Consider the following 26,365-nt stretch of genomic DNA (forward strand, 5'->3'; position numbering starts at 1 on the left):
TTGAAGCTGCAAGCTACAAGAAGAAGCGGTCCGTGTATTGGCCCGCTTTTTCTTGAGGCTTGCAGCTTGTAGCTTGCATCTGGCCGAAGGTCAGTTGCCTGCTTTTATGCCGGTCCAGATCCGCGTTCTGATCCGGTCGATCTTCGCCGGCATCGCCTCCAGGGCATACAGCTTGCCCATCATGTCTTCGCTCGGATAAATCATGGTGTTGGCCTTGAGCTGCGGGTCTACCAATCCGTCCGCCTTGAGGTTGCCGTTGGCGTACTGCACGAAGTTGCTGATGTTGGCCATCACGTCCGGCTGCAGCAGGTAGTTCATGTAGGCGTAACCGGCTTTCTCGTCAGGCGCGTCCGCCGGCATGGCAACCATGTCGAACCACATCGGCGCCCCTTCCTTCGGAATCGAATAGCCCACCTGGACCCCGTTCTTCGCCTCGATCGCGCGGTTCTTCGCCTGCAGGACATCCCCCGAGAAACCCACCACCACGCACACGTCGCCATTGGCCAGGTCACCGGTGTACTTCGATGAGTGGAAGTAGCTGATGTACGGTCGCACTTTCATCAGCAGGTCCTTGGCTTTCTCGTAGTCCGCCGGGTTCTGGCTGTGGTGCGGCAGGCCAAGGTAGTGCAAGGCGATCGGCAGCAGTTCGGGGCCGTTATCCAGCACCGCGACGCCGCAGCTTTTCAGCTTGCTGATGTACTCGGGCTTGAAGATCAGGTCCCACGAGTCCACCGGGGCGTTGTCGCCAAGCACCGCCTTGACCTTGTCGATGTTGTAGCCGATGCCGGTGCTGCCCCAGAGGTAAGGGAAGCCGTACTGGTTGCCGGGGTCGTTCACCTCCAGTGCCTTCATCAGCACCGGGTTGAGGTTCTGCCAGTTGGGCAACTGGCTCTTGTCCAGTTTCTTCAGGGCCTTGCCCTGGATCTGCCGGGCCATGAAGTGGTTGGACGGGAACACCACGTCGTAACCGGAGTTGCCGGTCATCAGTTTGCCGTCGAGGGTTTCGTTGCTGTCAAAGACGTCGTAGGTGGGCACGATACCGCTGGCCTGCTGGAAGTTCTTCAACGTGTCGGGCGCGATGTAGCTGGACCAGTTGTAGATCTTCACCGAGTCGGCGGCGTGGGCCACGCCGGCGGTCAGCATCAGGGGGGCGAGAACAAGAGGTGCGAGAAGAAGGGTGCGCATGTCCGGGTTACCTTGCTTTGTCTGTTGTTATCGAAGGCAGGCGATCAGCGGATCAAAAGATCAAAAAATCAAAAAATCAGCACGTAGGTCTTGCGCACGGTCTCCTGGATATCCCAGATGCCGGTGCTGTTGGCCGGTAGCATCAGTGCGTCTCCGGCTTCTATGGAAAGCGGCTCGCCACCGTCGGGGGTGAAGGTGCAGCGGCCTTTGACGAAGTGGCAGAACTCCTGTTGCACGATCTGCCGCCGCCAGCGCCCGGGGGTGCACTCCCAGATGCCGGTTTCGACGCCGTCGCTGCGTTCCACGCAGGTGACCGACGTCACCGCGACGGGCTCGCCGAGGGGCACGGCGACGGGGTTGGAACTGTCCAGCGCGACAGTCTCGGTGTGTTTGAACTGGGTGATGCTCATGGCCGGTGAACCTCTGTGGTGAAAAGTCAGTGCATGAAGCCTTGCATGAGATCCGCCAGACCACTGGCCAGGCGTCGGCGCCAGGGCGGGCTGGCAGGGCTGGCAAGGGTGCGGTCCTCGAACACGAAACTCTGGATGATCGCGTTGTAGCCCAGCCAGCGGCAGGGTTCCGGCGGCCAACTGGCGAGACTCGACAGTGGACGGTTGTCGTGGACCCAGGGTTGTGCGGTGAGCGCGTTGTGCTGGCCGAGGATCAGCGCGGCGAGGGTGCGCCCGCCCAGGTTGGTGGCGCCCACGCCTTCGCCGCCGTAGCCGCCGGCCAGGGCGATGCCGCGCTGGCGGTCGCAGAGCATGTGCGGGCGGAAGCGCCGCGCCATGCCCAGGTTGCCGCCCCAGGAATGGCTGATGCGCACGTTTTTCAGGTGCGGGAACAGCTCGCCGAACAGGTAGCGGCGCAGTTCGATTTCGTTGTGGGTCAGGCTGAAGTCGTCGCGCAGCCGGCCGCCGAAGCGGTAGCCGCCGCGGGCGCCGAACACCAGGCGGTCGTCGAGGGTGCGCTGGCCGTAGGTGACCTGGCGGCTGTTCTCGCTGAACGCCTGGCCTTGGGCAAGGCCGATCTGTTCCCAGGCGGATTCGGGCAGCGGCTCGGTTGCCACCAGCAGGCTCTGCACCGGCAATTGATGCTTGCCCAGCGGCGGCAGGCTGGCGGCGTAGCCTTCTACAGCCGGCACCGCCCACTGGCAGCGGATCGTTGCCAGCGGCGTGCGCACCTGACCGGGGTTCCAGTCGATGGCCGGGGTGTTTTCGTAGATCGTCACGCCGAGGTTTTCGACGGCGCGGGCCAGGCCGCGTACCAGCTTGGCCGGATGGATAGTCGCGGTGTGCGGGCTGAAGATCGCGCCATAGGCGTTGCTGAGGCGCAGTTGCCCTTCGAGTTCTTCGGGGCGCAGCCAGCGGTAGTCGTCCGCGGTCATGCCCTGGCGGTACAGATCATCGAGCCAGGCGCGCAGGCTCTTCTCCTGTTCCGGGTAGCGAGCGGCGCAATAGAGCACGCCGCCTTTGCGGTAGTCGCAGTCGATGCCTTCGCGCTCCAGCACGCTGTGCACTTCATCGGGGATGCCGTGGAGCAGGTCGATGCTGTCGCGCCGCTGTTGCGGCGAGAGGGTGGCGAGCAGGCGGTCTTCGCCGAGCAAGTTGCCCATCAGCCAGCCGCCATTGCGCCCGGACGCGCCGAAGCCGGCGATATTGGCCTCGATGATGGCGATCTTCAGGTGCGGGGCTTGCTGCTTGAGGTAGTAGGCGGTCCACAGGCCGGTGTAGCCGGCGCCGATGATGCAGACGTCGAGGTCGAGGTCCTGGCGCAGGGCCGGGCGCGCGCAGAGCGGCTCTTCGAGCTGGTCCATCCAGAGGCTGATCGTGCGCCAGGGTTGCATCGGGTTCCGCTCCACATCATCAGGGTGTGGGAGCGATCCTAGTGGCGGGCGGGGCGCGCTGTCTTACGTGCGTGCACGCAGGGAAATCTGCTTCACATAGGCTTTTGGCGACAGCCCGGTGTGCTCGCGGAAGCATTTGTAGAAGGCGGACAGGGAGTTGAAACCGGCGCTGAAGGCCAGTTCGTCGATGGCGGCTGCGCAGTTGCCGCTGTCGATCCCGGCCAGCAGATGGTGCAGCCGGGCCTGGTTGACGTAGCGATAGAAGCTCTGGCCCAGCACTTGATTGAGCAGGTAGGAAATCTGGTTGCGGCTGTAACCGCTCTCGTTGGCGACCCGCTGCAGGTCCAGCTCGGCATCGAGATAAGGACGCTGGCGCTGGAAGTAGTGCTCCAGGTCCTGGGCCATGGTGCTCAACTGCCGAGGCGACAGGCCCAGGCGACTGGTGGCAGGGCGCGGTCCGGTGCGGCTGGCGCGCTGGTCGTCGCGGCGCACCAGGGTGGCGTACTCGTTGACCCGCCAGATCAGCCCGTCCCTGACGGTGATGGCTTCGCTGGACTGGAACGCGACCAGGCCCTCGCCGCCCTGGACCGTCACCTGATACTGGATGAAGGCTGTGCAGCCATCGACGCGGATGCGGTCGCTGTGGACGATATCTTCGCCGGCCTCATGGGGCAGGCAGGCGCGCACATAGTCGCGCAGTTCCCGGTAGCCGAGCACGCGGTTCTGGAAGAAGTCGTGGTACTCGACGTCCGGGTGGTAGAGCGCCATGACCCCGTCCAGATCGCGGTGCTTCCAGCACAGGTGATAGCGCAGCACCGTGTCGGCAGTGAGCGGGGTTTGGGCGGGGCCGTCGGGGATGGGCTGGGTCATGGCGGAAATAGTGCCGAGGGGGCTGAGTGTTGTGCAAGTCCCGGGGACATGTGCCCGGTCCGTGGCGGTGAGGTTCACACATCTTGCATAAAACCCACCAGCGCTTCGCCAATCCGGCATTTTGCACGGTCCTAAGACGCCTGCCTGCCCGTAAAGCCCCGTATTCATTGGGGTTCATCTTTTGAAACATTTGGCATGCCCGGTGCACCGTTGTAGAGCGAAGGGGACATTTCGCTCACCGGAGAGGCGCACATGATCACGACTAACGATTACTCACCCACGCTTGATGCAGGCCCGAATCGCTCGGGTGTGTCCTGGGCGGCCATATTCGCCGGCGCTGCGGCGGCGGCGGCCTTGTCACTGATTCTGGTGGTATTGGGCGCCGGGCTCGGCTTCGCCGCGACCTCGCCCTGGGCGAACGAAGGGGCCAGCGCCAAGGCGTTGGGAATCTCGACCATCATCTGGTTGCTGCTGACCCAGATCCTCGCGTCTGGCCTCGGTGGTTACCTTGCCGGTCGGCTGCGGGTGAAATGGGCCAACCTGCATGGTGATGAGGTGTATTTCCGCGATACCGCCCATGGCTTCCTGTCCTGGGCCATCGCGACATTGGTGGCGGCCGTGCTGGTCGTCGGTACGGTCGGCAGCATGGCCGGTGCCGGTGTCCAGGCGGGTGCCGTCGCGGCAGCCAACAGCGATGCGTCGATGGGCTACTTCGTCGACAGCCTGTTCCGTGGTGAAGGTCCCGCACCGGTCAGCGACGATGCTGCCAATGGCGTGGCAGCCCGTATTCTGGCCCGCTCCGTGACTCAAGACCGCGCCCTGGCGCCGGAAGACCATGCCTATCTGGCACAACTGGTGGCGCAACGCACTCGCCTGACCCAGGCGGAAGCCGAGGCCCGGGTTGATCAGGTTGTCGGTCAGGTGCAACAGGCGAAAGTCGAGGCCAAACAGGCGGCTGACACCGCGGCCAAGGTAGCGGCCTGGACGGCGCTGTGGACCTTTGTCGCGCTGCTGTGTGGCGCGTTCTTCGCCAGCTTCGCCGCGCTGTTCGGTGGTCGTCAGCGTGATCAGGTGCGCTGGCTCGAAGGTGACAACGTGGGCTATGCCGACCGGCATGCGGCGCGCAACCCTGCCGCCCCGATTCGTTAATTGAAATGAACTAGAAGGAGAACGATCATGCGTTCATTACTGCTGTGGATGTTGGGTGTGCCGATTCCGGTGATCATTCTGATTGCGCTGTTCATGCACTGATTATTTTCAGACCGCTTCGCGAGCAAGCTCGCTCCTACAGGGTTCATTCGGCGCCAACCATGACGCTAATCCTGTTCCTGTAGGAGCGAGCTTGCTCGCGATTGCGCCTTAAAGAAACTGCTCCGCGTAATGACACGCCACCTGCCGTGTCCCGACCTGACGAAACGCCGGCACTTCCCGCCCACAACGTTCGGTGGCATACGGGCAGCGTTTATGGAACGCACAGCCATCCGGTGGATTCAGCGGGTTGGGCAACTCACCGGCAATCCTGATCTTTGGCTTCAACGGGTCCGGATGAATCGTTGGCGTCGCCGACAGCAACGCCTGGGTATACGGATGCAGCGGCTTGTCGTAGATATCCGCCTTCGGCCCCATTTCTGCCGGCCGTCCGAGGTACATCACCAACACCTGATCGGCGACATGTCGCACCACCGCGAGGTTGTGCGAGATGAACACGTAGGCGGTGTTGAATTCCTTCTGCAGGTCCATGAACAGGTTCAGCACCTGGGCCTGGATCGACACGTCCAGCGCCGAGGTCGGTTCGTCCGCCACCAGCACTTTCGGTTGCAGCATCATCGCCCGGGCCAAGGCGATGCGCTGGCGCTGGCCACCCGAGAACATGTGCGGGTAACGCTGGTAATGCTCGGGGCGCAGGCCCACTTGCTGCATCATCGCCTGCACTTTCTCGCGCCGTTCGGTGCGCGACAGCGTGGTGTTGATCAAGAGCGGTTCGGCCAGTTGGTCGCCGATCTTCTGCCGCGGATTGAGCGAGGCGTAGGGGCTCTGAAATACCATCTGCACATCGCGCCGCAACTGCTTGCGCTCGCGCTTGCCGGCGCCGGCAACTTCCTGGCCGGCGATTTTCAGCGAGCCGGAAGACGGCTCTTCGATCAGTGTCAGGGCGCGGGCCAGGGTGGATTTGCCGCAGCCGGATTCGCCAACCACGGCGAGGGTCTTGCCAGCCTCCAGTTCGAACGACACGCCATTCAGTGCGCGGACGGTGGCGTAGCCCTTGAACAGGCCGCGCGAGACTTCGTAGTGACGGGTGAGGTCACGGGCAGTGAGGACGACTTCGCTCATCACGCTACCTCCTGGTTCAGTGGGTAGAAGCAGCGGGCCAGGCTGTGGGCCTGGGGATCGAGGTCGGGGCGTTGCTGGTGGCAGTTGTCGCGTACATAGGGACAGCGCGGTGACAGCAGGCAACCGCTGGGCCGGTCATACCGGCCGGGAACGATGCCGGGCAGGGTAGCCAGGCGCTCGGCGCCCAGGCTGTGCTCGGGAATCGCCTTGAGCAGCGCTTCGCTGTAAGGGTGGGCAGGCACTTCGAACAACTCCGGCACCTGGCCGACTTCCACCGCTTGCCCGGCGTACATCACGCACACCCGCCTGGCGGTTTCGGCGACCACGGCGAGGTCGTGGGTGATCAGGATCAGCGCCATGTCCTGCTCTTTCTGCAGGTTCAGCAGCAGTTCCATGATCTGCGCCTGGATCGTCACGTCGAGGGCGGTGGTGGGTTCGTCGGCGATCAGCAGCTTGGGTTCGCCGGCAATCGCCATGGCGATCGCCACCCGCTGGCTCATGCCGCCGGAGAGTTGGTGCGGGTAGGCTTCGAGGCGGCTTTCCGGGGCCGGGATCTCGACTTTCTTCAGCAGCTCCAGCGCCCGCTGGCGCGCCGCCTTGCCGCGCAGGCCAAGGTGCTGGCGCAGCACTTCCTCGATCTGGAAACCCACGGTGTAGCTGGGATTGAGGGCGGTCATCGGGTCCTGAAAGACCATCGCCATGTCCTTGCCCACCACCTTGCGCCGCTGTCGGCCGCTGAGCGTGAGCATGTCGTGGCCGTCGAAGGTGAGGGAATCGGCGCTGATGCGTCCGGGGGCGTCGATCAGTCCCATCAGCGCCATCATGGTCACCGACTTGCCCGAGCCGGACTCGCCGACGATTGCCAGGACTTCGCCCTTGGCCACGCTCAGGTCGAGGCCGTCGACCACCGGCACGGCGCCGGCGTCACCGAAGCGCACGTTGAGATTGCGGATTTGCAGAAGTGACATGGGCTTCTCCTCAGGCGGCATTCTTGAGTTTCGGGTCCAGCGCATCGCGCAGCCCGTCGCCCATCAGGTTGATTGCCAGCACGCTGAGCAAAATGGTCAGCCCCGGCAGGCTCACCACCCACCAGGCGCGTTCGATGTAGTCGCGGGCCGAGGCCAGCATGGTGCCCCACTCGGGAGTTGGCGGCTGGACGCCGAGGCCGAGGAAGCCCAGCGCTGCGGCATCGAGGATCGCCGAAGAGAAACTCAGGGTCGCCTGCACGATCAACGGCGCCATGCAGTTGGGCAGCACCGTGATGAACATCAGTCGCGGCAGGCTGGCACCGGCCAGGCGTGCGGCGGTGACGTAGTCGCGGTTGAGTTCGCCCATCACCGCCGCGCGGGTCAGGCGCACATAGGACGGCAGCGAGACGATGGCGATGGCGATCACCGTGTTGACCAGGCCAGGGCCGAGGATGGCGACGATCGCCACCGCCAGCAGCAGCGACGGCAGGGCCAGCATCACGTCCATCAGGCGCATGATCGAGGCGCCGAGGGCCTTGGGAAAGAAGCCCGCGAGCAGGCCGAGGATGATCCCCGGGATCAGCGAGATGACCACCGATGACAGGCCGATCAGCAGCGACAGCCGCGAGCCCTGGATCAGTCGCGACAGCAGGTCGCGGCCGAGTTCGTCGGTGCCGAGGATGAACTGCCAGTTGCCGCCTTCGAGCCACACCGGCGGGGTCAACAGGAATTCGCGGTACTGCTCGCTGGGGTTGTGCGGCGCGACCCAGGGCGCGAACAGCGCACAGAAGACGATCAGGCACATGAACAGCAGGCCGGCCACTGCGCCCTTGTTGCGCGAGAAGGCGTGCCAGAACTCTTTGTACGGCGACGGATAGAGCAGGCTCTGGTCGATGGGGCTGGAGGCATTGACGGGTGTTGGCGCGGGAGTATTCATGATGAGGGCCTCAGCGCTGGTGACGGATGCGTGGATTGACCAGGCCGTAGAGGATGTCGACGACGAAGTTGACCAGGATGACCAGGCAGGCGATCAGCAGAATGCCGTTCTGCACCACCGGGTAGTCGCGGGCGCCGATGGCTTCGATCAGCCACTTGCCGATGCCCGGCCAGGAAAAGATGGTTTCGGTAAGGACCGCGCCGGCCAGCAGCGTGCCGACCTGCAGGCCGAACACGGTCAGCACCGGGATCAACGCGTTGCGCAAACCGTGGACGAACACCACCCGCGCCGGCGACAGGCCTTTGGCCCGGGCGGTGCGGATGTAGTCTTCGCGCAGCACTTCGAGCATCGAGGAACGGGTCATCCGCGCGATCACCGCAAGCGGGATGGTGCCCAGCACGATGGCCGGCAGGATCAGGTGCATCAGGGCGTCCTTGAACGCGCCTTCTTCGTCGCTGAGCAGGGTGTCGACAAGCATGAAGCCGGTCTTCGGCTCGATGTCGTAGAGCAGGTCGATGCGCCCGGAAACCGGGGTCCAGCCGAGGTTGACCGAGAAGAACATGATGAGAATCAGGCCCCACCAGAAGATCGGCATCGAATAACCGGTGAGCGATAGCCCCATCACCCCGTGGTCGAAGATAGAGCCCCGCTTGAGCGCGGCGATGACCCCGGCCAGTACGCCGAGAGTGCCGGCGAACAGCAATGCGGCCAGGGCCAGTTCGAGGGTGGCGGGGAACAGCGCGAGAAACTCGTTCCATACGCTTTCGCGGGTGCGCAGCGATTCGCCCAGGTCGCCCTGGGCCAGCTTGCCGACGTAGTCCAGATACTGCTCCGGCAGCGGCTTGTTCAGACCCAGCCGCTCCATGGCCTGGGCGTGCATTTGCGGGTCGACCCTGCGCTCGCCCATCATCACTTCCACCGGGTCACCCGGGATGAGTCGTATGAGCGCGAAAGTCAGTAGCGTGATGCCGAAAAATGTCGGGATCAGCAGTCCCAGACGCCGGGCAATGAAACTAAACATCTTCTGGTGTTCCTCGTCAGCCGGTCAGGCGGGCCGCCTTTGCCGTTGTAAGGCTGTGGGCGGCATTATTGTTCTGGCTTTGTACGAAAAGTGCCTGCGCGACGCTCGGCGACTTTTTGTACAAAGCCTACTTCACCAGGGTGGTAGCGAAGTTATTGTTGGTCAGGGGGCTGATGATGTAGCCCTCGACGTTCCGACGCATGGCCGTGAACATCTTCGGATGGGCCATGGTTATCCACGGCCGGTCCTCATCGTACACGGCCAGCGCCCGGTTATAGAGCGCCTCGCGCTGTTGCGGGTCGGTCACCTGGCGGGCCTGGGTGATCAGCGCCTGGAATTTTTCGTTGCACCATCGAGCATAGTTCTCGCCATTTTTGGCTGCCTCGCAACTGAGCAGCGGGGTGAGGAAGTTGTCCGGATCGCCGTTATCGCCGGCCCAACCGGTGGACACCATGTCGTGCTCACCGTTCTTCGCCCGGCGCAGCATTTCCGCCCATTCCATGACCCGGATCTCGACCTTCAGGCCGATCTGCGCCAGGTCGGCCTGGAGCATTTCCGCGCTGAGCCGCGGGTTGGGATTGGTCGGGCCGCCGCCGTTGCGGGTGAACAGGGTCAGTACCGTGCCTTCCGGGACACCGGCCTCCTTGAGCAATGCCCGGGCTTTGGCGAGGTCGCGGGGCGGGTTGCGGTTGTCGTGGTTGTAGCCCATCAGCGTCGGGGGATAGGGATTGACCGCCAGCAGCGCGTTGCCCTTGCCGAACAGTTGATCGACGTGGGTTTGACGGTCAAAGGCGATATCGATCGCCTTGCGCACCCGCACATCGCTCAGGTAGGGGTGCTGGGTGTTGAAGGCGATATAGCCGGTGACCAGCGACTCCAGTTCGGCGACCTTGAGCATTGGATCGGCCTTGAGCGCGGGCACGTCGTCGGGCTTTGGATAGAGCGCGATCTGGCATTCGTTGGCGCGCAGTTTCTGCACGCGCACGTTGTTGTCATTGGCGATGGCGAACACCAGCGTCTCGCTCGGCGGCGCGCCACGGAAGTAGTCGGGGTGGGCCTTGTAGCGGACCTGCGCGTCCTTGTTGTAGCGCAGCAAGACGAAGGGGCCGGTGCCGACCGGTTTGCTGTTGAGGTCGCCGGTCTTGCCGGCCTTGAGCAACTGGTCGGCATATTCGGCGGAATAGATGGAGGTGAAGGCCATGGCCAGGTCGCGAAGAAACGGCGCTTCGGGGCGGGTCAGGGTGAAGACCACGGTGTACTCATTGGCCTTTTCCACGCTTTTCAGCAGTTCGCGAAAACCCATGCTCTCGAAATAAGGGAAGCCGATGCTGGTCTTGTCGTGCCACGGGTGGTTGGGGTCGAGCTGGCGCTGGAAGCTCCAGAGCACATCGTCGGCGTTCATCTCGCGGGTCGGGGTGAACCAGTCGGTATGGTGGAATTTCACGCCCCGGCGCAGGTGGAAGGTATAGATCAGGCCGTCGTCGCTGATGTCCCAGCGTTCGGCCAGGGCCGGCTGGATATCGGTGGTTCCGGGTTTGAAGTCCACCAAGCGGTTGAACAGGGTTTCGGCGGCGGCGTCGGCAGTCACCGCGGTGGTGTACTGGGCCATATCGAAACCTTCCGGGCTGGCCTCGGTGCAGACCACCAGCGGCTTGGCACAGAGGCTTGCCGAGGTGCTCAGCAACAGGGCCGCCAATGCGACCTGAAGGGAAGAGGGATTCATGCAGGCTCCTTTTCTCGGTTCCCGTCTGCGCCCCGGCCGGTGTCGTGGCCGGGGCGCAGGATTGCTCAGAGAATGTCGAAGGGGATGGTGGTGACGACGCGCAGTTCGTCCGCGTTGCCATCAATCTGCGCCCGGCTCGCCCGGTGCGCGCTGTAGGTGGCACGGACGCTGGTGTCTTTAAGCGCGCCGTCCTGCACCGCATAGCTCACGCCAATGCCCCATTCCTCGTGGTGTTCGCCATCGAGCTTGCGTACATCGTAGCCGCTGCCGCGGTAGTGGGTCCCGTCGATGCCCCAGCCGCGGGCGTTGTAGAGGTTCAGGCGCGCTCCCGGAATGCCGTAGGGGGCCAGGTTGAGCACGTAGCTGAGCTGCACGGATTTCTCGTTGGGGCCGTTGAAGTCGGAGTACAGCGAGTTGGCCAGGAAGATCCCGTTGGTGTCGTGCAGGTAGTCGAAGTACTCGTTGCCGTTCACTTGCTGCCACGACAGGCCGAGGGTGTGGGCCTTGTGCGTCAGGGCGAAGGACAGGCTGAACGTGTCGTTGTCGATCGGCCCCTGTTTGCCGCGGCCCTGGTCGCGGGTGCCGTAGTAGTTGAGGCCGGTGGTCAGGCCCAGCGCGGCGGTGTCGCCCAGGTCGTGGGAGGCTGCGACGTAGTACTGGTTCCAGATGTCTTCGACATTGGCGAAGTACAGGCTGGTGGTCAGGCTTCTCATGGGTTGGTAGGTGAGGCCGGCCATGCTGACCCGGTCGGCCCGGACACCGATGGCCGAATATTCCGTGGTGAATTTGCTCTTGCCCTGTTCGGTTCGGCTCGAGACGCGCTCGAAGCGGCCGAGGTCGAACGACAGGTTGTGGAATTCCGCGCTGTGCAGGCTGACACCGTCGAAGCTCGACGGCAGTGCGCGGTTGCCGATGGCGGCGATCACCGGCGTGTTCACCGTGTGGCGGCCCGCCGTCAGGGTGGTGTGGGAGAAGCGGGCCTTCAGGTTGGCCAGGCCGATCTTGCTCCACTGGCCGATGACATCGCCGTCACTGTGGGTCAGGGTGCGGTTGTTGGGGCCGGCCACCGCAGCGCGGCCTCGCTCAAGGGCAATGGCATTGTAGCCCGCCACCTGGACGCCGAATCCCACGGGGCCCTGGCTGAAGCCCGAGCTGTAATCGAGAATGGTGCCCTGCACCCAGTTATCGCGGCTGTGGCTGTCGTGGCGGGTGCCGTCGCTCTTGTAGTAGCGGAACTGCGGCCCTTTGGTCGCGCGCTCGCGGGAGTACCAGTTGCGGGTCGAGCCGGAGAGGCTCTGTCCTTCGAAGAACCCGCTGGCTTCGGCCTGTGCGTTGTTCTCCTTGAGGGTGAATGGCAGGTAATCGTGGCTGAGGGATTCGGCCCGGGCCTGATTGGCCAGGCCGCAGAAAGTAAGAGCGACGATGGAGATGGAAAGTGCTTTCAAGGCGATGCTTCCTTTTGTTCTTGTAAGAGCACCGGCGAGTCTTGTGGACCCACTGGTCATTGCACGGGATCGGGCCGGGTAGGCCTTGATCCGGCGAGGACCGGCATCACTCGATGCCAACATCCAGGAAGGTGGTGCGACCGAACGGGCTCACCAGGTAATCCTTCACCTTCGTGCTTACCGGCTGGCTGACCGTTGAGTGGGCGACGGGGGTGATCGGCACTTGCTGCTTGAGGTAGTGCTGGGCCTGGCGGTACAGCTCGGAGCGCTGCTCGCGGTCGGTGACCGACTTGGCCTGTTTCACCAGGGCGTCGTATTGCGGGTCGCACCACATGGAGTGGTTGTGGCTGCCGATGGCGTCGCAGCTATAGAGCGTGCCGAGCCAGTTATCCGGGTCGCCGTTGTCGCCGGTCCAGCCGATCAGAATGGTGTCGTGCTCGCCGTCCTTGGCGCGCTTGAGGTATTCGCCCCATTCGTAACTGACGATTTTCACCTTGAGCCCGAGCTTGCCCCAGTCGTCCTGGAGCATCTGCGCCATCAGCTTGGCGTTGGGGTTGTAGGGGCGTTGTACCGGCATGGCCCAGAGGGTGATTTCGGTGCCTTCCTTGACCCCGGCATCGCGCAGCATCTGGCGCGCTTTTTCCAGGTCGTGAGGGGGATCGGCGATGGTTTCGTCGTAGGACCATTGGGTTGGCGGCATGCTGTTCGCCGCGACCTGCCCGGCGCCCTGGAACACCGTCCTGATGATCGCTTCCTTGTCCACCGCCATGTCCAGGGCCTGGCGCACTTCGAGTTGGTCGAACGGCTTTTTCTGGGTGTTGTAGGCGATGTAACCGAGGTTGTAGGCGGGCTTCTCGATCAGGTTGATGGTCTCGTCGCGGCGCAGGGCCTCAAGGTCGGCGGGGCGCGGGTGGATGGTCACCTGGCATTCGCCCTTGCGCAGCTTCTGGACACGCACCGACGGGTCGGTGTTGATGGAGAAGATCAGGGTGTCGAGCTTCACCTTCTCCGGTGCCCAGTAGTCCGGATTGCCGCGGTAGCGGACCTGCGCGTCCTTCTGGTAGCGGTTGAACACGAAAGGCCCGGTGCCGATCGGCTTGTGGCTGATGTCCGCCGGCGTGCCGCGGCTGAGCAGTTGTTCAGCGTACTCGGCCGAGAGGATCGACGCGAAGCTCATGGCCAGGTTCTGGATCAGCGAGGCATCGACCTGATTGAGGGTGAAGACCACGGTCATCGGCCCGGTTTTCTCGACCTTGGCGATGGTCTTGTCCAGGCCCATGGCGCTGAAGTAGGGGAACTCGGTGCCGTAGGCCATGCGGAACGGGTGGGTTGTGTTGAGCATGCGGTTGAAGGTGAACAGCACGTCGTCGGCGTTGAAGTCGCGGCTCGGGGTGAAGCCTTTGTTGCTGTGGAATTTCACGCCGGGGCGCAGGTTGAAGGTGTAGATCAGGCCGTCGTCGGAGATGCTCCAGTCGGTCGCGAGCGCGGGCAATACGCCGGTGGCGCCGCGCTCGAACTCCACGAGGCGGTTGTACAGCGGTTCGGCGACGTCATTGTCGGTGCCGCTCTGGTACTGCGCGGAGTCGAACCCGGACGGGCTGCCTTCGGAACAGAACACCAGATTGCCCTTGTTGCCGTCGGTCATGCCGAGAGGCGAATGAACCAGCACGCCGGCACCAAGAAGGGCGGCGAAGAGGGAGGTCAGGCGCATGGGTATCCCCTTGTCTTGTCGTTGTCGTTGGAGTTTTCCGCGACACATGGCGAGCCTTCGCTCACGTGCTGCGGCGCCAGTCCCACGGTAAGGGCGGGAAAGGACGACGACGAGTGACACAGGGCGCAAATTGGGGTGGGACGTTTCTGAGTGGTTTGACGAAATTTCAGTGGCTTGGTGGCGAACTATCCACGGGGAGTGTGTTTGGCGCGGCAACCATTCACCTGAACGGTCGCGATGGGCCGCAGGGCGGCCCTTGGAACGCGTTTATGGCTTCACGCTGACGCCATAGAAATCATTGAGCGCAAACGGACTGATCTTGAAATCCTCCACCGACTTGCGCATCGGTTGGTAGACCGTGGAGTGGGCGATCGGGGTGATCGGCACCTGGTCCTTGAGGATGTGCTGGGCCTGTTTGTACAGCTCGATGCGTTTGTTCTGGTCAGTGGTGGTCTTGGCTTGCTTGACCAGCTTGTCGTAGTCGGTGTTGCACCAGTGGGAGAAGTTGTTGCCGTTGACCGCGTCGCAGCCGTACAGGGTGCCGAGCCAGTTGTCCGGGTCGCCGTTGTCGCCACTCCAGCCGATCAGCATGGCGCCGTTCTCGCCGTCCTTGGAGCGCTTGATGTACTCGCCCCATTCGTAGCTGACGATGCGCGCCTTGATGCCGATCTTCGCCCAGTCGGCCTGGAGCATTTCGGCCATCAGCTTGGCGTTGGGGTTGTACGGTCGCTGGACCGGCATGGCCCACAGAGTGATTTCGGTGCCTTCCTTGACCCCGGCTTCCTTGAGCAGTTGTCGGGCTTTTTCGGGGTTGTATTCGGTGCCCTTGATGGTCTCGTCGTAGGACCACTGGGTCGGCGGCATGGCGTTGACCGCCAGTTGTCCCGCGCCCTGATACACCGAGTCGATGATCTGCTGTTTGTTCACCGCCATGTCCAGCGCCTGGCGCACCTTGAGCTGGGCCATTGGGTTGGGCTCGTTGCTGCCCTTGATCTTGTCCATCACGTTGTAGGCGATATAGCCGAGGTTGAAGCCCGCCTGGGACGGCATCTGCAGGTTCGGGTCGGCCTTCAGGGCTTCGAGGTCGGCGGGGCGCGGGAAGAGGGTGACCTGGCACTCGTTCTTCTTCAGCTTCTGCATGCGCACCGAGGCGTCGGTGGTGATGGCGAAGATCAGGTTGTCGATCTTCACCTCGTCCGGGCTCCAGTAGTCCTTGTTGCCCTTGAAGCGGATCTGCGCGTCTTTCTGGTACTTGCTGAACACGAACGGGCCGGTGCCGATCGGCTTCTGGTTGAGGTCTGCGGCCTTGCCCTGCTTGAGTAACTGGTCTGCGTATTCGGCGGACTGGATCGAAGCGAAGCTCATGGCGATGTTCTGGATGAATGCGGCATCGACGGCGGCGAGGGTGAACTTCACGGTGTGGTCGTCGACCTTCTCCACCTGCTTGATGTTTGCGTCCATGCCCATGTCGGTGAAGTACGGGAACTCGGTGGGGTAGGCCTTGCGGAACGGCATGTCCTTGTCGAGCATGCGGTTGAAGGTGAACAGCACGTCGTCGGCGTTGAATTCGCGGGTTGGCTTGAAGTAGTCGGTGGTGTGGAACTTGACCCCTTCGCGCAGGTGGAAGGTGTAGGTCAGGCCGTCATCGGCGACGTCCCAGCTCGTTGCCAGAGCGGGAATGACCTTGGTGCCGCCGCGCTCGAACTGGGCCAGGCGGTTGAACATGGTTTCCGAGGACGCGTCGAAATCGGTGCCGGTGGTGTACTGCGCAGGATCGAAGCCGGCGGGGCTGCCTTCGGAGCAGTAGACGAGATTACTGGCAGCTTGCGCGGCGGGCGTGGCGGCGAGCAGGCCTGCGCCGACCAGGAACGGAATGACTGCGGTTTTCAGCATGGTGGCCTCATTGTTGTCATTTTTTTGAGCGGACGGCCTCGTGAGCCGACCTGCGGATATTTATGCCAACGATTGAGGATAGCTGTTTGGTGGGAAAGTGAAGTGAAGGGGCGGGGGGCAATGCCGGTCAGTCAAACCTGTTGAGGCCCTTCGCGAGCAAGCTCGCTCCTACACTGCTCGCGAAGGGCTGCAAAACAGCACCAACAGGATTATCTGACTGGCATCAGGCCGGGAGGCTTTTTTGCTTTGGGGGCCTCATCACAGGGACCGGCCTTGCACCGGTCCCCGTAGATAACCCCGTTTAAGGCATCTGCACTTCAATAGTGCCATCCGCGCTGATGCTCACCTGCGCAGTGCCGGCCTCGACCTGCGGCGACGGTGCGGCTTCGGCATCCATGCTGGCCTTCATCATCATCGGCGCACGCATGTACGGCTGTGGATAGCCGCTGCTGTTGAGGTTCAGGCTGACCACTTTGTAGCCTTTGCCGCCCAACGCTTCGGTGGCGATCTGGGCACGGGCCTTGAAGGCGTCGACCGCATCCTTGAGCAGCTCATCTTCGCTGGTCTTGCGTGTTGCTGGCGCAACGGCGAAGTCCATGCCGCCCATTTTCAGGGTTTGCAGCAGCTCGCCGGTAAGGCCGGAGAGGGCCGGGAAGTTGCCGCTTTCCAGGCGCAGTTCGGCGCGCTCACGCCAGCCGGTGATCTTCTGGCCTTTGTCGTCGTAGATCGGGTAGGCGTTTCGGCTACCCTGGCTGATCTTCACGTCCTTGGCCTGACGGGCCTTTTCCAGCGCCTTGTTCAGCGTGGTGGTGATCTCGGCGGCGAGTTTCGCAGGGTCAGTGTTCTGTGCTTCGCTGTACAGGGTCACGACCATCAGGTCGCGGGTCACTTCCTTGCTGGCTTCGGCACGCAGCGATACCTGGTTGTAACGCGGTTCTTCCGCCAGAACGGGAAGGCTGGCCAGGAGACTGGCGGCCAGCAGGACCTTGGCGCTACGGCTGGGGGTATGCATGGATAACTCCTTGAAAAATGGGCGTGGCCGATACGATCCTGTGCCACGCAGACCCTGTCTGACCTTGAAAATAGCAGCAAGGTTCCAGAAGGCCATCATTTATGCCGGTGTGGCGAGTTGCCGCATTGCTGCAGACCAGGGCGTCGCTTGGGTATACTCGCGGCGGTTTACCTGGAGCACTCATCAGGAGAGCTCATGCTCGCCCCCGAAAAAATGCTGTCCGCCACCCGCCAGAACCTCTGGCGTCTGACGCTTGTCCGCACCCTGGTACTGGCCGCGCAGGCCGGTTCGGTCGGGGTCGCCTACTGGACTGAACTCCTCCCGCTGCCCTGGCTGGCCCTGAGCGTCACCCTCGGGTTTTCCATGGTGCTGTGCCTGGTCACCGCTCTGCGTCTGCGCGCCTCGCTGCCGGTTACCGAGCTGGAATACGCGGTGCAACTGGCCTGCGACCTGTTGATCCACAGCGCCTTGCTGTATTTCTCTGGCGGATCGACCAACCCCTTCGTTTCCTATTACCTCGTACCGCTGGCAATTGCTGCGGTGACGTTGCCGTGGGTCTATTCGCTGATCCTCTCGGGCATCGCGCTGGTGGCTTACACCCTGCTGCTGATGCAGTTCTATCCGCTGGAAACCTTCCCCATGGCGCGGGAGAAGATGCAGATCTACGGCATGTGGTTGAGTTTCGCCCTGGCCGCGGCGGTGATCACCTTCTTCGCCGCGAAGATGGCCGAGGAACTGCGCCGTCAGCAGCAGTTCCAGGCCCAGCGCCGCGAAGAAGGGTTGCGCGACCAGCAACTGCTGGCCGTGGCCACCCAGGCCGCGGGCGCTGCCCACGAACTGGGCACGCCGCTGGCGACCATGAGCGTGCTGATCAGCGAGATGCGCCAGGACCATACCGACCCGTTGTTGCAGGAAGACCTCGGCGTGCTCCAGGAACAGGTCAAGCAGTGCAAGTACACCTTGCAGCAGTTGGTGCGCGCCGCCGAAGCCAACCGGCGCATGGTGGTGGAGGATCAGCCGGTGACCTTCTGGCTCGACGAATCGCTCAATCGCTGGCACCTGATGCGCCCCGAGGCCAGCTACCGCTTCCAGCGTCTTGGCCAGGGCGATGTGCCGCGTCTGGCGCCGCCTCCGGACCTGACCCAGGCCCTGCTGAATTTATTGAACAACGCCGCGGATGCTTGTCCCGATGGGCTGGAAGTGCACCTGGATTGGGATGCTTCCGACATCGTCATCAGCATCCGCGACCACGGCCCCGGCGTCCCGGTGGCCATCGCCGAACAGATCGGCAAACCCTTCTTTACCACCAAGGGCAAGGGCTTTGGCCTGGGCCTGTTCTTGAGCAAGGCCAGCGTGACCCGTGCTGGCGGCTCGGTAAAACTCTATAGTCACGAAGAAGGCGGTACGCTCACTGAGCTACGCTTGCCGCGTGACGCGCGAGGAGATGTGTGATGAGTGATGAAATCCAGGTTGAAGGTGAAGAACTGCCGCACCTGCTGCTGGTCGACGACGACGCGACCTTTACCCGGGTGATGGCCCGTGCCATGAGCCGCCGCGGTTTCCGCGTCAGCACCGCCAGCTCTGCGGAGGAAGGATTGGTGCTGGCCCAGCAGGACATACCGGACTACGCCACGCTGGACCTCAAGATGGAAGGCGACTCCGGCCTGGTGCTGCTGCCCAAACTGCTGGAGCTTGATCCGGAAATGCGCGTGGTGATCCTCACGGGTTATTCGAGCATCGCCACTGCGGTGGAGGCCATCAAGCGCGGCGCCTGCAATTACCTGTGCAAGCCGGCGGACGCCGATGACGTGCTGGCGGCGCTGCTGTCCGAGCACGCTGATCTGGACAGCCTGGTGCCGGAAAACCCGATGTCGGTGGACCGCCTGCAGTGGGAGCACATCCAGCGCGTGCTGGCCGAGCATGAAGGCAATATCTCCGCCACCGCCCGTGCCCTGGGCATGCACCGGCGGACCTTGCAGCGCAAGCTGCAGAAGCGGCCGGTTCGACGCTGATCTTTTTTGGGGCTGCGCTGCGGCCCCAAAAATCTGCCTATTTCCTGCAATTCATCCGGAAACCCCCGTCCCTGACGCCTGTGCTGGCGTATTATTAGCCACCTAACGACAGGCCACGGAACTCCCCCGCATGCTCGCCCTTTTCATCCAGACGCTGAACATCACCGCCCCGGTGTTCGCGATGCTGTTCATGGGCGTGCTGCTGCGCCGCATCAACGCGATCAACGACGGCTTCATCCAGACCTCGTCGGCCCTGGTGTTCAACGTCTGCATGCCGGCGCTGCTGTTTCTCGGCATTTACCACGCCGACCTCGAAGCCGCAGTCAAACCCGGCCTGCTGCTGTACTTCATCGCCGCCACCTTAGGCAGTTTCGCCTTGGCCTGGCTGATTGCCATCTGGCGCTGTCCCCGGGAAGATCGCGGCATCTACACGCAGGGTGCGTTTCGCGGCAACAACGGGGTAGTCGGGTTGGCGCTGGCGGCCAGCATGTACGGCGACTACGGTATCTCGCTCGGCGCGATCCTCGCCGGGCTGGTGATCCTGCTCTACAACTCGCTGTCGTCGGTGGTGCTGGCGGTGTACAGCCCGACGGTCAAGTCCGATCCGTGGAGCATCCTCAAGAGCATCCTGCGCAATCCGTTGATCATCAGCGTGCTGGTGGCGACGCCTATGGCCTACGCCAAGGTGCCGTTGCCCAACTGGCTGCTGACCTCGACGGACTACCTGGCTCAGATGACCTTGCCGCTGGCGTTGATCTGCATCGGCGGGACGCTGTCGCTGGCCTCGTTGCGGGTTAGTGGCCGGATGGCGGTCAGTGCCAGCCTGGTGAAAATGGTCTGGCTGCCGCTGATATTCACCTTCGGCGGCTGGCTATGCGGCTTTCGCGGGGCGGAACTGGGCATCCTGTTCCTCTATATTGGCAGCCCGACCGCGGCGGCCAGTTATGTAATGGCCAGGGCGGCCAATGGCAATCATGAGTTGGCGGCGTCGATCATCGTGATTACCACCCTGGCGGCTGCGCTTACAACCAATATCGGAATCTTCCTCTTGCAGTGGGGAGGATGGATCTAGATTCTCCGGGTACAACAATTCCAACACAGCCTCTTACGTCTGAGGACACTTCATGCAAGACCAGATCACGCCCGAGCGTTTACACCGCGGGCTGAAAAACCGTCATATCCAACTGATCGCCCTGGGCGGGGCGATCGGTACGGGCCTGTTCCTCGGCATCGCCCAGACCATCCAGATGGCCGGCCCGTCGGTGCTGCTGGGTTACGCGATCGCCGGCATCATCGCCTTCTTCATCATGCGCCAGCTTGGCGAAATGGTCGTGGAAGAGCCGGTATCCGGGACGTTCAGCCACTTCGCCCACAAATACTGGAGCCCGCTGGCTGGCTTCATGTCGGGCTGGAACTACTGGGTGCTCTATGTGCTGGTCGGCATGGCCGAACTGACGGCGGTGGGCATCTATGTCCAGTACTGGTGGCCGGACTTCCCGACCTGGGCCACGGCGGCGATCTTCTTCGTCGTCATCAACCTGATGAACGTGAGTCAGGTGAAGGTCTACGGCGAAATGGAGTTCTGGTTTGCCCTGATCAAGGTCGTGGCCATCCTCGGCATGATCGGCTTTGGTGGCTACATGCTGTTCAGTGGTACCGGTGGCCCGGATGCCAGCGTCGCCAACCTCTGGCAACACGGCGGCTTCTTCCCCAACGGCGCCACTGGCCTGATGATGGCCATGGCTGTGATCATGTTCTCGTTCGGTGGTCTGGAACTGGTGGGTATCACCGCTGCCGAGGCCGACAATCCGCGCCACAGCATTCCGCGCGCCACCAATCAGGTGATCTACCGCATCCTGCTGTTCTATATCGGCGCCCTGGCCGTGCTGCTGGCGCTGTACCCGTGGCAGAAAGTGGTGAGTGGCGGCAGCCCGTTCGTGATGATCTTCCACGACCTGGACAGCAATCTGGTGGCGACCGTGCTCAACCTGGTGGTGCTGACTGCCGCGTTGTCGGTCTACAACAGCTGCGTGTACTGCAACAGCCGCATGCTGTTCGGCCTGGCGACCCAGGGCGATGCGCCGAAGAAACTGCTCAAGGTCAATGCCAAGGGCGTTCCGCTGGCGGCGCTGGGCATCTCCGCGCTGGCCACCGGCCTGTGTGTGCTCATCAACTACTACATACCGCGTGAGGCCTTTGGCCTGTTGATGTCGCTGGTGGTGTCGTCGCTGGTGATCAACTGGGGGATCATCAGCATCACTCACCTGAAATTCCGCAAAGCCAAGGCTGCCCAGGGTCAGGAAACCTTCTACAAGAGTCTCGGCTACCCACTGACCAACTATCTGTGCCTCGCCTTCCTGGCGTTCATTCTGGTGGTGATGTGGATGACCGAAGGGATCCGTATCTCTGTCGAGTTGATCCCGGTCTGGCTGCTGGTGCTGTGGGGCGCTTACAAGCTGACCCGCGGCCGCAAGACCGCCAAGGCCTGACGGTCTTCGGGAGGTGATCGATCAGCCTGGCTGTTGCCAGGTGTCGATCACTTCCTGCGCCGCGCGGAACGCGTCGATTGCCGCCGGCACACCCGCATAGACTGCGCAATGCAGCAACGCTTCGCGAATCTCGTCCACCGTACAGCCATTGTTCAAGGCACCACGCACGTGGCCCTTGAGTTCCTGAGGGCACTTGAGCGCAGTGAGCGCGGCCAGGGTGATCAGGCTACGGGTTTTCAGCGGCAGGCCTTCGCGGCTCCAGACGCTGCCCCAGGCGTGTTCATTGACGAACTCTTGCAGCGGCGCGGTGAACTCGGTGGCGTTGCCCAGTGCACGGTCGACGAAGACGTCGCCCATCACCTGGCGGCGAACCTGTTCGCCGGTTTTCTTCGTATCGCCCATCTTGTTTTCCTTAGTGTTGGCGGCGCCAGGCGCGCAGGGTGGTGTAGAGCAACACGGCCCCCAGCGCTGGCAGGACATAGAACAACATCAGTTGCTCCAGGCGGTTGGCCAGCGGCATGCCGGTGGTGAAGGCCACCACGTGCAGACCATAGGCCAGATACAGGCAGAGAAACACCAGACCTTCGGCGCGTGTGATCCGGTACCCGGAATAGAACACCGGCAGGCTCAAGGCGGCGACGCCGAGCATCACGGGCAGGTCGAAGGCCAGGGCGTTGGGCGAGATCGACAGCGGTTCCGGGGTCAGCACGGCGGTCAGGCCGAGTACACCCAGCAGGTTGAACAGGTTGCTGCCGATCACGTTGCCCACGGCGATTTCCCGTTCACCGCGAATAGCTGCGATCAACGAAGTCGCCAGTTCCGGCAGCGAGGTGCAGACGGCGACAACGGTCAGGCCGATGATGCGTTCCGACAAGCCAAGGTCTGTGGCGACTTCCACTGCCGCTTCCAGCAGCAGGTGCCCGGCCAGACTGAGCAGACCTAGACCGATGGCCATCAGCATCAGGGTGCCGCCCCAGAAGCCCACGCCTTGCTGCGGCTGATGCCCCGGCGCGTGGTGGATGCGAGTGTGGTGGCGTGACTGGCGCCACAGGATCGCCAGATACGCCACAAGCCCGAGCAACAGCAGTGCGCCTTCCCAGCGTTCGAGCGCTTCGTTCAGCGCCAGCACGTACACCAGCAGGCTGGCGCCGATCATCAACGGGATATCCAGGCGCACCAGTTGCCGCGACACACGCAGCGGAATGATCAGTGCGGCCAGGCCAAGGGTGACGAGAATGTTGAAGATATTGCTGCCGATCACACTGCCCACCGCCACATCGGGGGCGCCGGTGTAGGCGGCTTGCAGGCTGACGGTCAGTTGCGGCGCGCTGCTGCCGAACGCCACCAGGCTCAGGCCAATGATCAGCGGGCGCACTTGCAGGCTGGCGGCCAGGCGCAGGGCGCCGCGCACCAGCAGCTCGGCGCCGAGCACCAGCAGGATAAGGCCGCTGCACAGTTGCAGCAGGCTGAAGGTGGGTAAAGCGGCCAGGTTGAAAATGATCGGGCTCCGAAAACAGGATCAGTCGCTGAGGCTTTGTACCCGGACGCGCGCCGTTCCGCTACGGATCATGTCCAGCTTCTGCGCGGCGGCCTTCGACAGATCGATCAGTCGGCCGCGGGTATGCGGGCCGCGGTCATTGATGCGGACCACGACAGAGCGTTCGTTTTTCAGGTTGGTGACCCGCACCCGGGTGCCGAAGGGCAGGCTGCGGTGCGCGGCGGTCAGGCCGTGCTGGTCGAAGGGTTCGCCACTGGCAGTGCGTTTGCCATGATGGCGGGAACCATAATAGGAAGCGGTGCCGGTTTCATCGTAGCCGCGCGGGTCGATGTCATGGCTGGCACAGCCGGCGAGCAAGGTGAACAGCGCGAGGGCGCTGAGGGGACGCCACATGTGGGTCTGGTGCTCCGTGTAGGGCTGATCGCTGGCAAGCCAGCTCCCACAAGTCCTGTGGGAGCTGGCTTGCCAGCGATGGGGCCGCATCGCGGCCCCGCTTGAAAGAATTACCCTTCGAGCTTGCTCTTGAGCAATTCGTTCACCTGTTGCGGGTTTGCCTTGCCTTTCGAGGCCTTCATGGCCTGACCGACAAAGAAGCCGAACATCTTGCCGCGCTTGGCTTCATCCGCCGCCCGGTACTGCTCGACCTGCTCGGCGTTGGCGGCCAGCACTTCGTCCAGTACCTTCTCGATCGCACCGCTGTCCGTCACCTGCTTCAGACCGCGCGCTTCGATGATCTGGTCGGCATCGCCTTCACCGGCGGCCATCGCTTCGAACACGGTCTTGGCAATCTTGCCGCTGATGGTGTTGTCGCGGATGCGTTGCAGCATGCCACCCAGTTGCTCGGCGCTGACCGGCGCCTGGTCGATCTCGACACCCAGCTTGTTCAGCAGGCTGCCCAGTTCCACCATGACCCAGTTGGCCGCCAGCTTGGCGTCGCCACCAATGGCCGCAACCTTCTCGAAGTAGTCCGCCTGCTCACGGCTGGAAGCCAGCACGTTGGCATCGTAGGCCGACAGACCGTACTGGCTCTGGAAACGCTCGACTTTCTGTGGTGGCAGCTCCGGCAGGGTGGCGCGAATGCCTTCGAGGAAGGCCGACTCGATCACCACCGGCAGCAGGTCCGGATCGGGGAAGTAACGGTAGTCGTTGGCTTCCTCCTTGCTGCGCATGGAGCGGGTTTCGTCCTTGTTCGGGTCGTACAGGCGGGTTTCCTGGGTGACCTTGCCGCCGTCTTCGATCAGGTCGATCTGGCGCTGGATTTCGCTGTTGATCGCGCGCTCGATGAAGCGGAACGAGTTGACGTTCTTGATCTCGCAGCGAGTGCCGAACTCGACCTGGCCTTTCGGACGGATCGAGACGTTACAGTCGCAACGCAGCGAACCTTCGGCCATGTTGCCGTCGCAAATGCCCAGGTAGCGCACCAGCGCGTGGATCGCCTTGACGTAGGCCACGGCTTCCTTGGCGCTGCGCATTTCCGGCTCGGATACGATTTCCAGCAGCGGCGTGCCGGCACGGTTCAGGTCGATGCCGGTAAAGCCGCTGAAGTCTTCGTGCAGGCTCTTGCCGGCGTCTTCTTCCAGGTGCGCGCGGGTGATGCCGATGCGCTTGACGGTGCCGTCTTCCAGAGCGATGTCCAGGTGGCCCTTGCCGACGATCGGCAGCTCCATCTGGCTGATCTGGTAGCCCTTGGGCAGGTCAGGGTAGAAGTAGTTCTTGCGCGCGAACACGTTGTGCTGGCCAATTTCGGCGTCGATGGCGAGGCCGAACATGCAGGCCATGCGCACCGCTTCCTGGTTCAGCACCGGCAGTACGCCGGGCATGCCCAGGTCGATCAGGCTGGCCTGGGTGTTCGGCTCGGAACCGAACGTGGTGGCGCTGCCGGAGAAAATCTTCGACTGGGTGGCGAGCTGGGTGTGAATCTCCAGCCCGATAACAACTTCCCATTGCATGTGTCTGTCCCTCAGAAGCCGTTAGGTGCGCGAGTGTGCCAGTCAGTCACTTGCTGATAGCGGTGCGCGACGTTGAGCAGGCGGCCTTCCTGGAAGTACGGCGCCAGGAGTTGCACGCCCACCGGCAGACCGTCGACGAAACCGGCCGGCATCGACAGGCCCGGCAGACCGGCCAGGTTGGCGGTGATGGTGTAGACGTCTTCCAGGTACGCGGCGACTGGATCGGCGTTCTTGGCGCCGATCTTCCAGGCCAGGTTCGGCGTGGTCGGGCCAAGGATCACGTCGACGCCTTCGAAGGCGGCCATGAAGTCGTTCTTGATCAGGCGACGGATCTTCTGGGCCTTCAGGTAGTAGGCATCATAGTAGCCGGCCGAAAGGGCATAAGTGCCGACCATGATCCGGCGCTGCACTTCGCTGCCGAAGCCTTCGCCACGGGAACGCTTGTACAGGTCGGTGAGGTCTTTCGGGTTCTCGCAGCGGTGGCCGAAGCGCACGCCGTCGAAGCGCGACAGGTTCGAGGAGGCTTCGGCCGGGGCGATCACGTAGTACGCCGGAATGGCGTGCTGCATGTTCGGCAGGCTGATTTCCTTGATGACTGCGCCGAGCTTTTCCAGCTCCTTGACGCTGGCCTGGACCAGTTCAGCGATGCGTGGGTCGAGGCCGGCGCCGAAGTATTCCTTCGGCAGACCGATGCGCAGCCCTTGCAGCGAGGCGTTCAGGCCGGCGCTGTAGTCCGGGACCGGCTCATCGATGCTGGTGGAGTCTTTCGGATCGAAACCGGCCATGCCTTGCAGCAGCAGGGCGCAGTCTTCGGCGGTGCGGGCCAGCGGGCCGCCCTGGTCGAGGCTCGACGCGTAGGCGATCATGCCCCAGCGCGAAACACGGCCGTAGGTCGGCTTGAGGCCGGTCAGGCTGGTCAGCGCAGCGGGTTGGCGGATCGAACCGCCAGTGTCGGTGGCGGTAGCAGCCGGCAGCAGGCGGGCAGCCACGGCCGCAGCCGAACCACCGGACGAACCGCCAGGCACGTGTTCCAGGTTCCACGGGTTCTTCACCGCGCCGTAGTGGCTGGATTCGTTGGCCGAACCCATGGCGAATTCGTCCATGTTGGTCTTGCCCAGGGTCACGGTGCCGGCCTCGGCCAGCTTGCTGACCACGGTGGCGTTGTAGGGGGCCTTGAACGAATCGAGCATCTTCGAGCCGCAACTGGTACGGATGCCCTGGGTGCAGAACAGGTCCTTGTGGGCGATCGGCGCGCCCAGCAGTGCACCGTTCTCGCCGGCGGCGCGACGGGCGTCGGCGGCACGGGCCTGGCTGATGGCCAGGTCATCGGTGACACTGATGAAGCTGTTGATCTGTGGGTCGAGCTGATGAATACGGGCCAGCAGCGCGCGGGTCAGCTCTTCGGAGGAAAAGGCTTTGTCGGCGAGTCCGCGAGCGATCTCGGCCAGGGTGAGTTGGTGCATGGCAGGCTCTATTCC

General features: G+C 63.2%; 23 protein-coding genes. 5 read left to right on the plus strand and 18 right to left on the minus strand.

Annotation, left to right across the window (positions count from 1 at the left end; genetic code table 11):
• Nucleotides 1–90: 90 nt before the first annotated feature.
• The 4 genes from DM374_RS00240 to DM374_RS00255 all read right to left on the minus strand — a co-directional run bounded on the left by DM374_RS00240 (nucleotide 91) and on the right by DM374_RS00255 (nucleotide 3,898).
• Nucleotides 91–1,185, minus strand: coding sequence for a polyamine ABC transporter substrate-binding protein (locus DM374_RS00240; RefSeq protein WP_110968069.1), 1,095 nt, complete (start codon nucleotides 1,183–1,185; stop codon nucleotides 91–93).
• A gap of 68 nt (nucleotides 1,186–1,253) precedes the next feature.
• Nucleotides 1,254–1,595, minus strand: a complete 342-nt coding sequence (locus DM374_RS00245; protein WP_095159568.1) for a cupin domain-containing protein — start codon at nucleotides 1,593–1,595, stop codon at nucleotides 1,254–1,256.
• Nucleotides 1,596–1,621: 26 nt separating this feature from the next.
• The gene (locus DM374_RS00250; RefSeq protein ID WP_110968070.1) at nucleotides 1,622–3,028 is read right to left on the minus strand and encodes an NAD(P)/FAD-dependent oxidoreductase; all 1,407 of its coding nucleotides are present in this window, start codon (nucleotides 3,026–3,028) and stop codon (nucleotides 1,622–1,624) included.
• Nucleotides 3,029–3,091: 63 nt separating this feature from the next.
• The gene (locus DM374_RS00255; RefSeq protein ID WP_110968071.1) at nucleotides 3,092–3,898 is read right to left on the minus strand and encodes a helix-turn-helix domain-containing protein; all 807 of its coding nucleotides are present in this window, start codon (nucleotides 3,896–3,898) and stop codon (nucleotides 3,092–3,094) included.
• 252 nt (nucleotides 3,899–4,150) lie between these two features.
• Between DM374_RS00255 and DM374_RS00260 the strand changes: the two genes are divergently transcribed.
• Complete coding sequence (locus tag DM374_RS00260; protein WP_110968072.1) at nucleotides 4,151–5,047, plus strand: hypothetical protein; 897 nt, start codon at nucleotides 4,151–4,153, stop codon at nucleotides 5,045–5,047.
• 210 nt (nucleotides 5,048–5,257) lie between these two features.
• On the opposite strand, the gene DM374_RS00265 is transcribed toward DM374_RS00260, so the two are convergent.
• The 9 genes from DM374_RS00265 to DM374_RS00305 form a co-directional block, all read right to left on the minus strand.
• Nucleotides 5,258–6,229 carry a peptide ABC transporter ATP-binding protein gene (locus DM374_RS00265; RefSeq protein WP_110968073.1) on the minus strand — a complete coding sequence of 324 codons (972 nt, stop codon included), beginning with the start codon at nucleotides 6,227–6,229 and terminating at the stop codon, nucleotides 5,258–5,260.
• Nucleotides 6,229–7,197 (minus strand): ABC transporter ATP-binding protein, encoded by a 969-nt coding sequence (locus DM374_RS00270; RefSeq protein ID WP_110968074.1) that lies wholly within the window; start codon nucleotides 7,195–7,197, stop codon nucleotides 6,229–6,231. Before DM374_RS00270 ends, DM374_RS00265 begins: the two co-directional genes overlap by 1 nt.
• Before the next feature lie 10 nt (nucleotides 7,198–7,207).
• Entirely contained in the window at nucleotides 7,208–8,134 is a 927-nt protein-coding gene (locus tag DM374_RS00275) for an ABC transporter permease subunit (RefSeq protein ID WP_110968075.1), read from the minus strand.
• Between the two features lie 10 nt (nucleotides 8,135–8,144).
• Complete coding sequence (locus tag DM374_RS00280) at nucleotides 8,145–9,155, minus strand: ABC transporter permease subunit (RefSeq protein ID WP_110968076.1); 1,011 nt, start codon at nucleotides 9,153–9,155, stop codon at nucleotides 8,145–8,147.
• Between the two features lie 127 nt (nucleotides 9,156–9,282).
• On the minus strand, nucleotides 9,283–10,878 hold the full coding sequence (locus DM374_RS00285; RefSeq protein ID WP_110968077.1) for an ABC transporter substrate-binding protein: 1,596 nt from the start codon (nucleotides 10,876–10,878) through the stop codon (nucleotides 9,283–9,285).
• A 65-nt stretch (nucleotides 10,879–10,943) separates the two neighbouring features.
• A complete protein-coding gene (locus DM374_RS00290) occupies nucleotides 10,944–12,278 on the minus strand; it encodes an OprD family porin (RefSeq protein WP_404821279.1) in 1,335 nt (444 codons plus the stop codon).
• Nucleotides 12,279–12,429: 151 nt separating this feature from the next.
• Nucleotides 12,430–14,034 (minus strand): ABC transporter substrate-binding protein, encoded by a 1,605-nt coding sequence (locus tag DM374_RS00295; protein ID WP_110968079.1) that lies wholly within the window; start codon nucleotides 14,032–14,034, stop codon nucleotides 12,430–12,432.
• 267 nt (nucleotides 14,035–14,301) lie between these two features.
• Nucleotides 14,302–15,927 carry an ABC transporter substrate-binding protein gene (locus DM374_RS00300; protein WP_110968080.1) on the minus strand — a complete coding sequence of 542 codons (1,626 nt, stop codon included), beginning with the start codon at nucleotides 15,925–15,927 and terminating at the stop codon, nucleotides 14,302–14,304.
• A gap of 301 nt (nucleotides 15,928–16,228) precedes the next feature.
• Nucleotides 16,229–16,939 (minus strand): SIMPL domain-containing protein, encoded by a 711-nt coding sequence (locus tag DM374_RS00305; RefSeq protein ID WP_110968081.1) that lies wholly within the window; start codon nucleotides 16,937–16,939, stop codon nucleotides 16,229–16,231.
• A 195-nt stretch (nucleotides 16,940–17,134) separates the two neighbouring features.
• Here DM374_RS00305 and DM374_RS00310 point away from each other — a divergent pair, with 195 nt between their 5' ends.
• The 4 genes from DM374_RS00310 to DM374_RS00325 all read left to right on the plus strand — a co-directional run bounded on the left by DM374_RS00310 (nucleotide 17,135) and on the right by DM374_RS00325 (nucleotide 21,440).
• A complete protein-coding gene (locus tag DM374_RS00310; protein ID WP_110968082.1) occupies nucleotides 17,135–18,391 on the plus strand; it encodes an ATP-binding protein in 1,257 nt (418 codons plus the stop codon).
• The gene (locus tag DM374_RS00315) at nucleotides 18,391–18,951 is read left to right on the plus strand and encodes a response regulator transcription factor (protein WP_095159582.1); all 561 of its coding nucleotides are present in this window, start codon (nucleotides 18,391–18,393) and stop codon (nucleotides 18,949–18,951) included. The genes DM374_RS00310 and DM374_RS00315 overlap by 1 nt, the downstream gene beginning before the upstream one ends.
• Nucleotides 18,952–19,081: 130 nt before the next feature.
• Nucleotides 19,082–20,023: an AEC family transporter gene (locus DM374_RS00320; protein WP_110968083.1), complete on the plus strand. Its 942-nt coding sequence runs from the start codon at nucleotides 19,082–19,084 to the stop codon at nucleotides 20,021–20,023.
• A gap of 52 nt (nucleotides 20,024–20,075) precedes the next feature.
• Complete coding sequence (locus DM374_RS00325) at nucleotides 20,076–21,440, plus strand: amino acid permease (protein ID WP_110968084.1); 1,365 nt, start codon at nucleotides 20,076–20,078, stop codon at nucleotides 21,438–21,440.
• Between the two features lie 21 nt (nucleotides 21,441–21,461).
• On the opposite strand, the gene DM374_RS00330 is transcribed toward DM374_RS00325, so the two are convergent.
• The 5 genes from DM374_RS00330 to gatA all read right to left on the minus strand — a co-directional run bounded on the left by DM374_RS00330 (nucleotide 21,462) and on the right by gatA (nucleotide 26,350).
• The gene (locus tag DM374_RS00330) at nucleotides 21,462–21,842 is read right to left on the minus strand and encodes a carboxymuconolactone decarboxylase family protein (protein WP_110968085.1); all 381 of its coding nucleotides are present in this window, start codon (nucleotides 21,840–21,842) and stop codon (nucleotides 21,462–21,464) included.
• 10 nt (nucleotides 21,843–21,852) lie between these two features.
• Nucleotides 21,853–22,878: a calcium/sodium antiporter gene (locus DM374_RS00335; RefSeq protein WP_404821280.1), complete on the minus strand. Its 1,026-nt coding sequence runs from the start codon at nucleotides 22,876–22,878 to the stop codon at nucleotides 21,853–21,855.
• 81 nt (nucleotides 22,879–22,959) lie between these two features.
• Complete coding sequence (locus DM374_RS00340) at nucleotides 22,960–23,331, minus strand: septal ring lytic transglycosylase RlpA family protein (RefSeq protein ID WP_110968087.1); 372 nt, start codon at nucleotides 23,329–23,331, stop codon at nucleotides 22,960–22,962.
• Nucleotides 23,332–23,441: 110 nt separating this feature from the next.
• A complete protein-coding gene (gene gatB / locus DM374_RS00345) occupies nucleotides 23,442–24,887 on the minus strand; it encodes an Asp-tRNA(Asn)/Glu-tRNA(Gln) amidotransferase subunit GatB (RefSeq protein ID WP_110968088.1) in 1,446 nt (481 codons plus the stop codon).
• Between the two features lie 11 nt (nucleotides 24,888–24,898).
• Nucleotides 24,899–26,350: an Asp-tRNA(Asn)/Glu-tRNA(Gln) amidotransferase subunit GatA gene (gatA, locus tag DM374_RS00350; RefSeq protein ID WP_110968089.1), complete on the minus strand. Its 1,452-nt coding sequence runs from the start codon at nucleotides 26,348–26,350 to the stop codon at nucleotides 24,899–24,901.
• Nucleotides 26,351–26,365 lie beyond the last annotated feature (15 nt).

Source organism: Pseudomonas huaxiensis, assembly GCF_003231275.1.
GTDB classification, from domain to species: domain Bacteria; phylum Pseudomonadota; class Gammaproteobacteria; order Pseudomonadales; family Pseudomonadaceae; genus Aquipseudomonas; species Aquipseudomonas huaxiensis.

Bases quoted from the DNA above. Each gene is read 5' to 3' on its own strand.
- DM374_RS00250 (WP_110968070.1), bottom strand. From the start codon at position 3,028: ATGCAACCCTGGCGCACGATCAGCCTCTGGATGGACCAGCTCGAAGAG.
- DM374_RS00245 (WP_095159568.1), bottom strand. From the start codon at position 1,595: ATGAGCATCACCCAGTTCAAACACACCGAGACTGTCGCGCTGGACAGT.
- DM374_RS00295 (WP_110968079.1), bottom strand. From the start codon at position 14,034: ATGCGCCTGACCTCCCTCTTCGCCGCCCTTCTTGGTGCCGGCGTGCTG.
- DM374_RS00315 (WP_095159582.1), top strand. From the start codon at position 18,391: ATGAGTGATGAAATCCAGGTTGAAGGTGAAGAACTGCCGCACCTGCTG.
- DM374_RS00300 (WP_110968080.1), bottom strand. From the start codon at position 15,927: ATGCTGAAAACCGCAGTCATTCCGTTCCTGGTCGGCGCAGGCCTGCTC.
- gatA (WP_110968089.1), bottom strand. From the start codon at position 26,350: ATGCACCAACTCACCCTGGCCGAGATCGCTCGCGGACTCGCCGACAAA.
- DM374_RS00325 (WP_110968084.1), top strand. From the start codon at position 20,076: ATGCAAGACCAGATCACGCCCGAGCGTTTACACCGCGGGCTGAAAAAC.
- DM374_RS00285 (WP_110968077.1), bottom strand. From the start codon at position 10,878: ATGAATCCCTCTTCCCTTCAGGTCGCATTGGCGGCCCTGTTGCTGAGC.
- DM374_RS00265 (WP_110968073.1), bottom strand. From the start codon at position 6,229: ATGAGCGAAGTCGTCCTCACTGCCCGTGACCTCACCCGTCACTACGAA.
- DM374_RS00280 (WP_110968076.1), bottom strand. From the start codon at position 9,155: ATGTTTAGTTTCATTGCCCGGCGTCTGGGACTGCTGATCCCGACATTT.
- DM374_RS00260 (WP_110968072.1), top strand. From the start codon at position 4,151: ATGATCACGACTAACGATTACTCACCCACGCTTGATGCAGGCCCGAAT.
- DM374_RS00255 (WP_110968071.1), bottom strand. From the start codon at position 3,898: ATGACCCAGCCCATCCCCGACGGCCCCGCCCAAACCCCGCTCACTGCC.
- DM374_RS00240 (WP_110968069.1), bottom strand. From the start codon at position 1,185: ATGCGCACCCTTCTTCTCGCACCTCTTGTTCTCGCCCCCCTGATGCTG.
- DM374_RS00310 (WP_110968082.1), top strand. From the start codon at position 17,135: ATGCTCGCCCCCGAAAAAATGCTGTCCGCCACCCGCCAGAACCTCTGG.
- DM374_RS00305 (WP_110968081.1), bottom strand. From the start codon at position 16,939: ATGCATACCCCCAGCCGTAGCGCCAAGGTCCTGCTGGCCGCCAGTCTC.
- DM374_RS00275 (WP_110968075.1), bottom strand. From the start codon at position 8,134: ATGAATACTCCCGCGCCAACACCCGTCAATGCCTCCAGCCCCATCGAC.
- DM374_RS00330 (WP_110968085.1), bottom strand. From the start codon at position 21,842: ATGGGCGATACGAAGAAAACCGGCGAACAGGTTCGCCGCCAGGTGATG.
- DM374_RS00340 (WP_110968087.1), bottom strand. From the start codon at position 23,331: ATGTGGCGTCCCCTCAGCGCCCTCGCGCTGTTCACCTTGCTCGCCGGC.
- DM374_RS00270 (WP_110968074.1), bottom strand. From the start codon at position 7,197: ATGTCACTTCTGCAAATCCGCAATCTCAACGTGCGCTTCGGTGACGCC.
- gatB (WP_110968088.1), bottom strand. From the start codon at position 24,887: ATGCAATGGGAAGTTGTTATCGGGCTGGAGATTCACACCCAGCTCGCC.
- DM374_RS00320 (WP_110968083.1), top strand. From the start codon at position 19,082: ATGCTCGCCCTTTTCATCCAGACGCTGAACATCACCGCCCCGGTGTTC.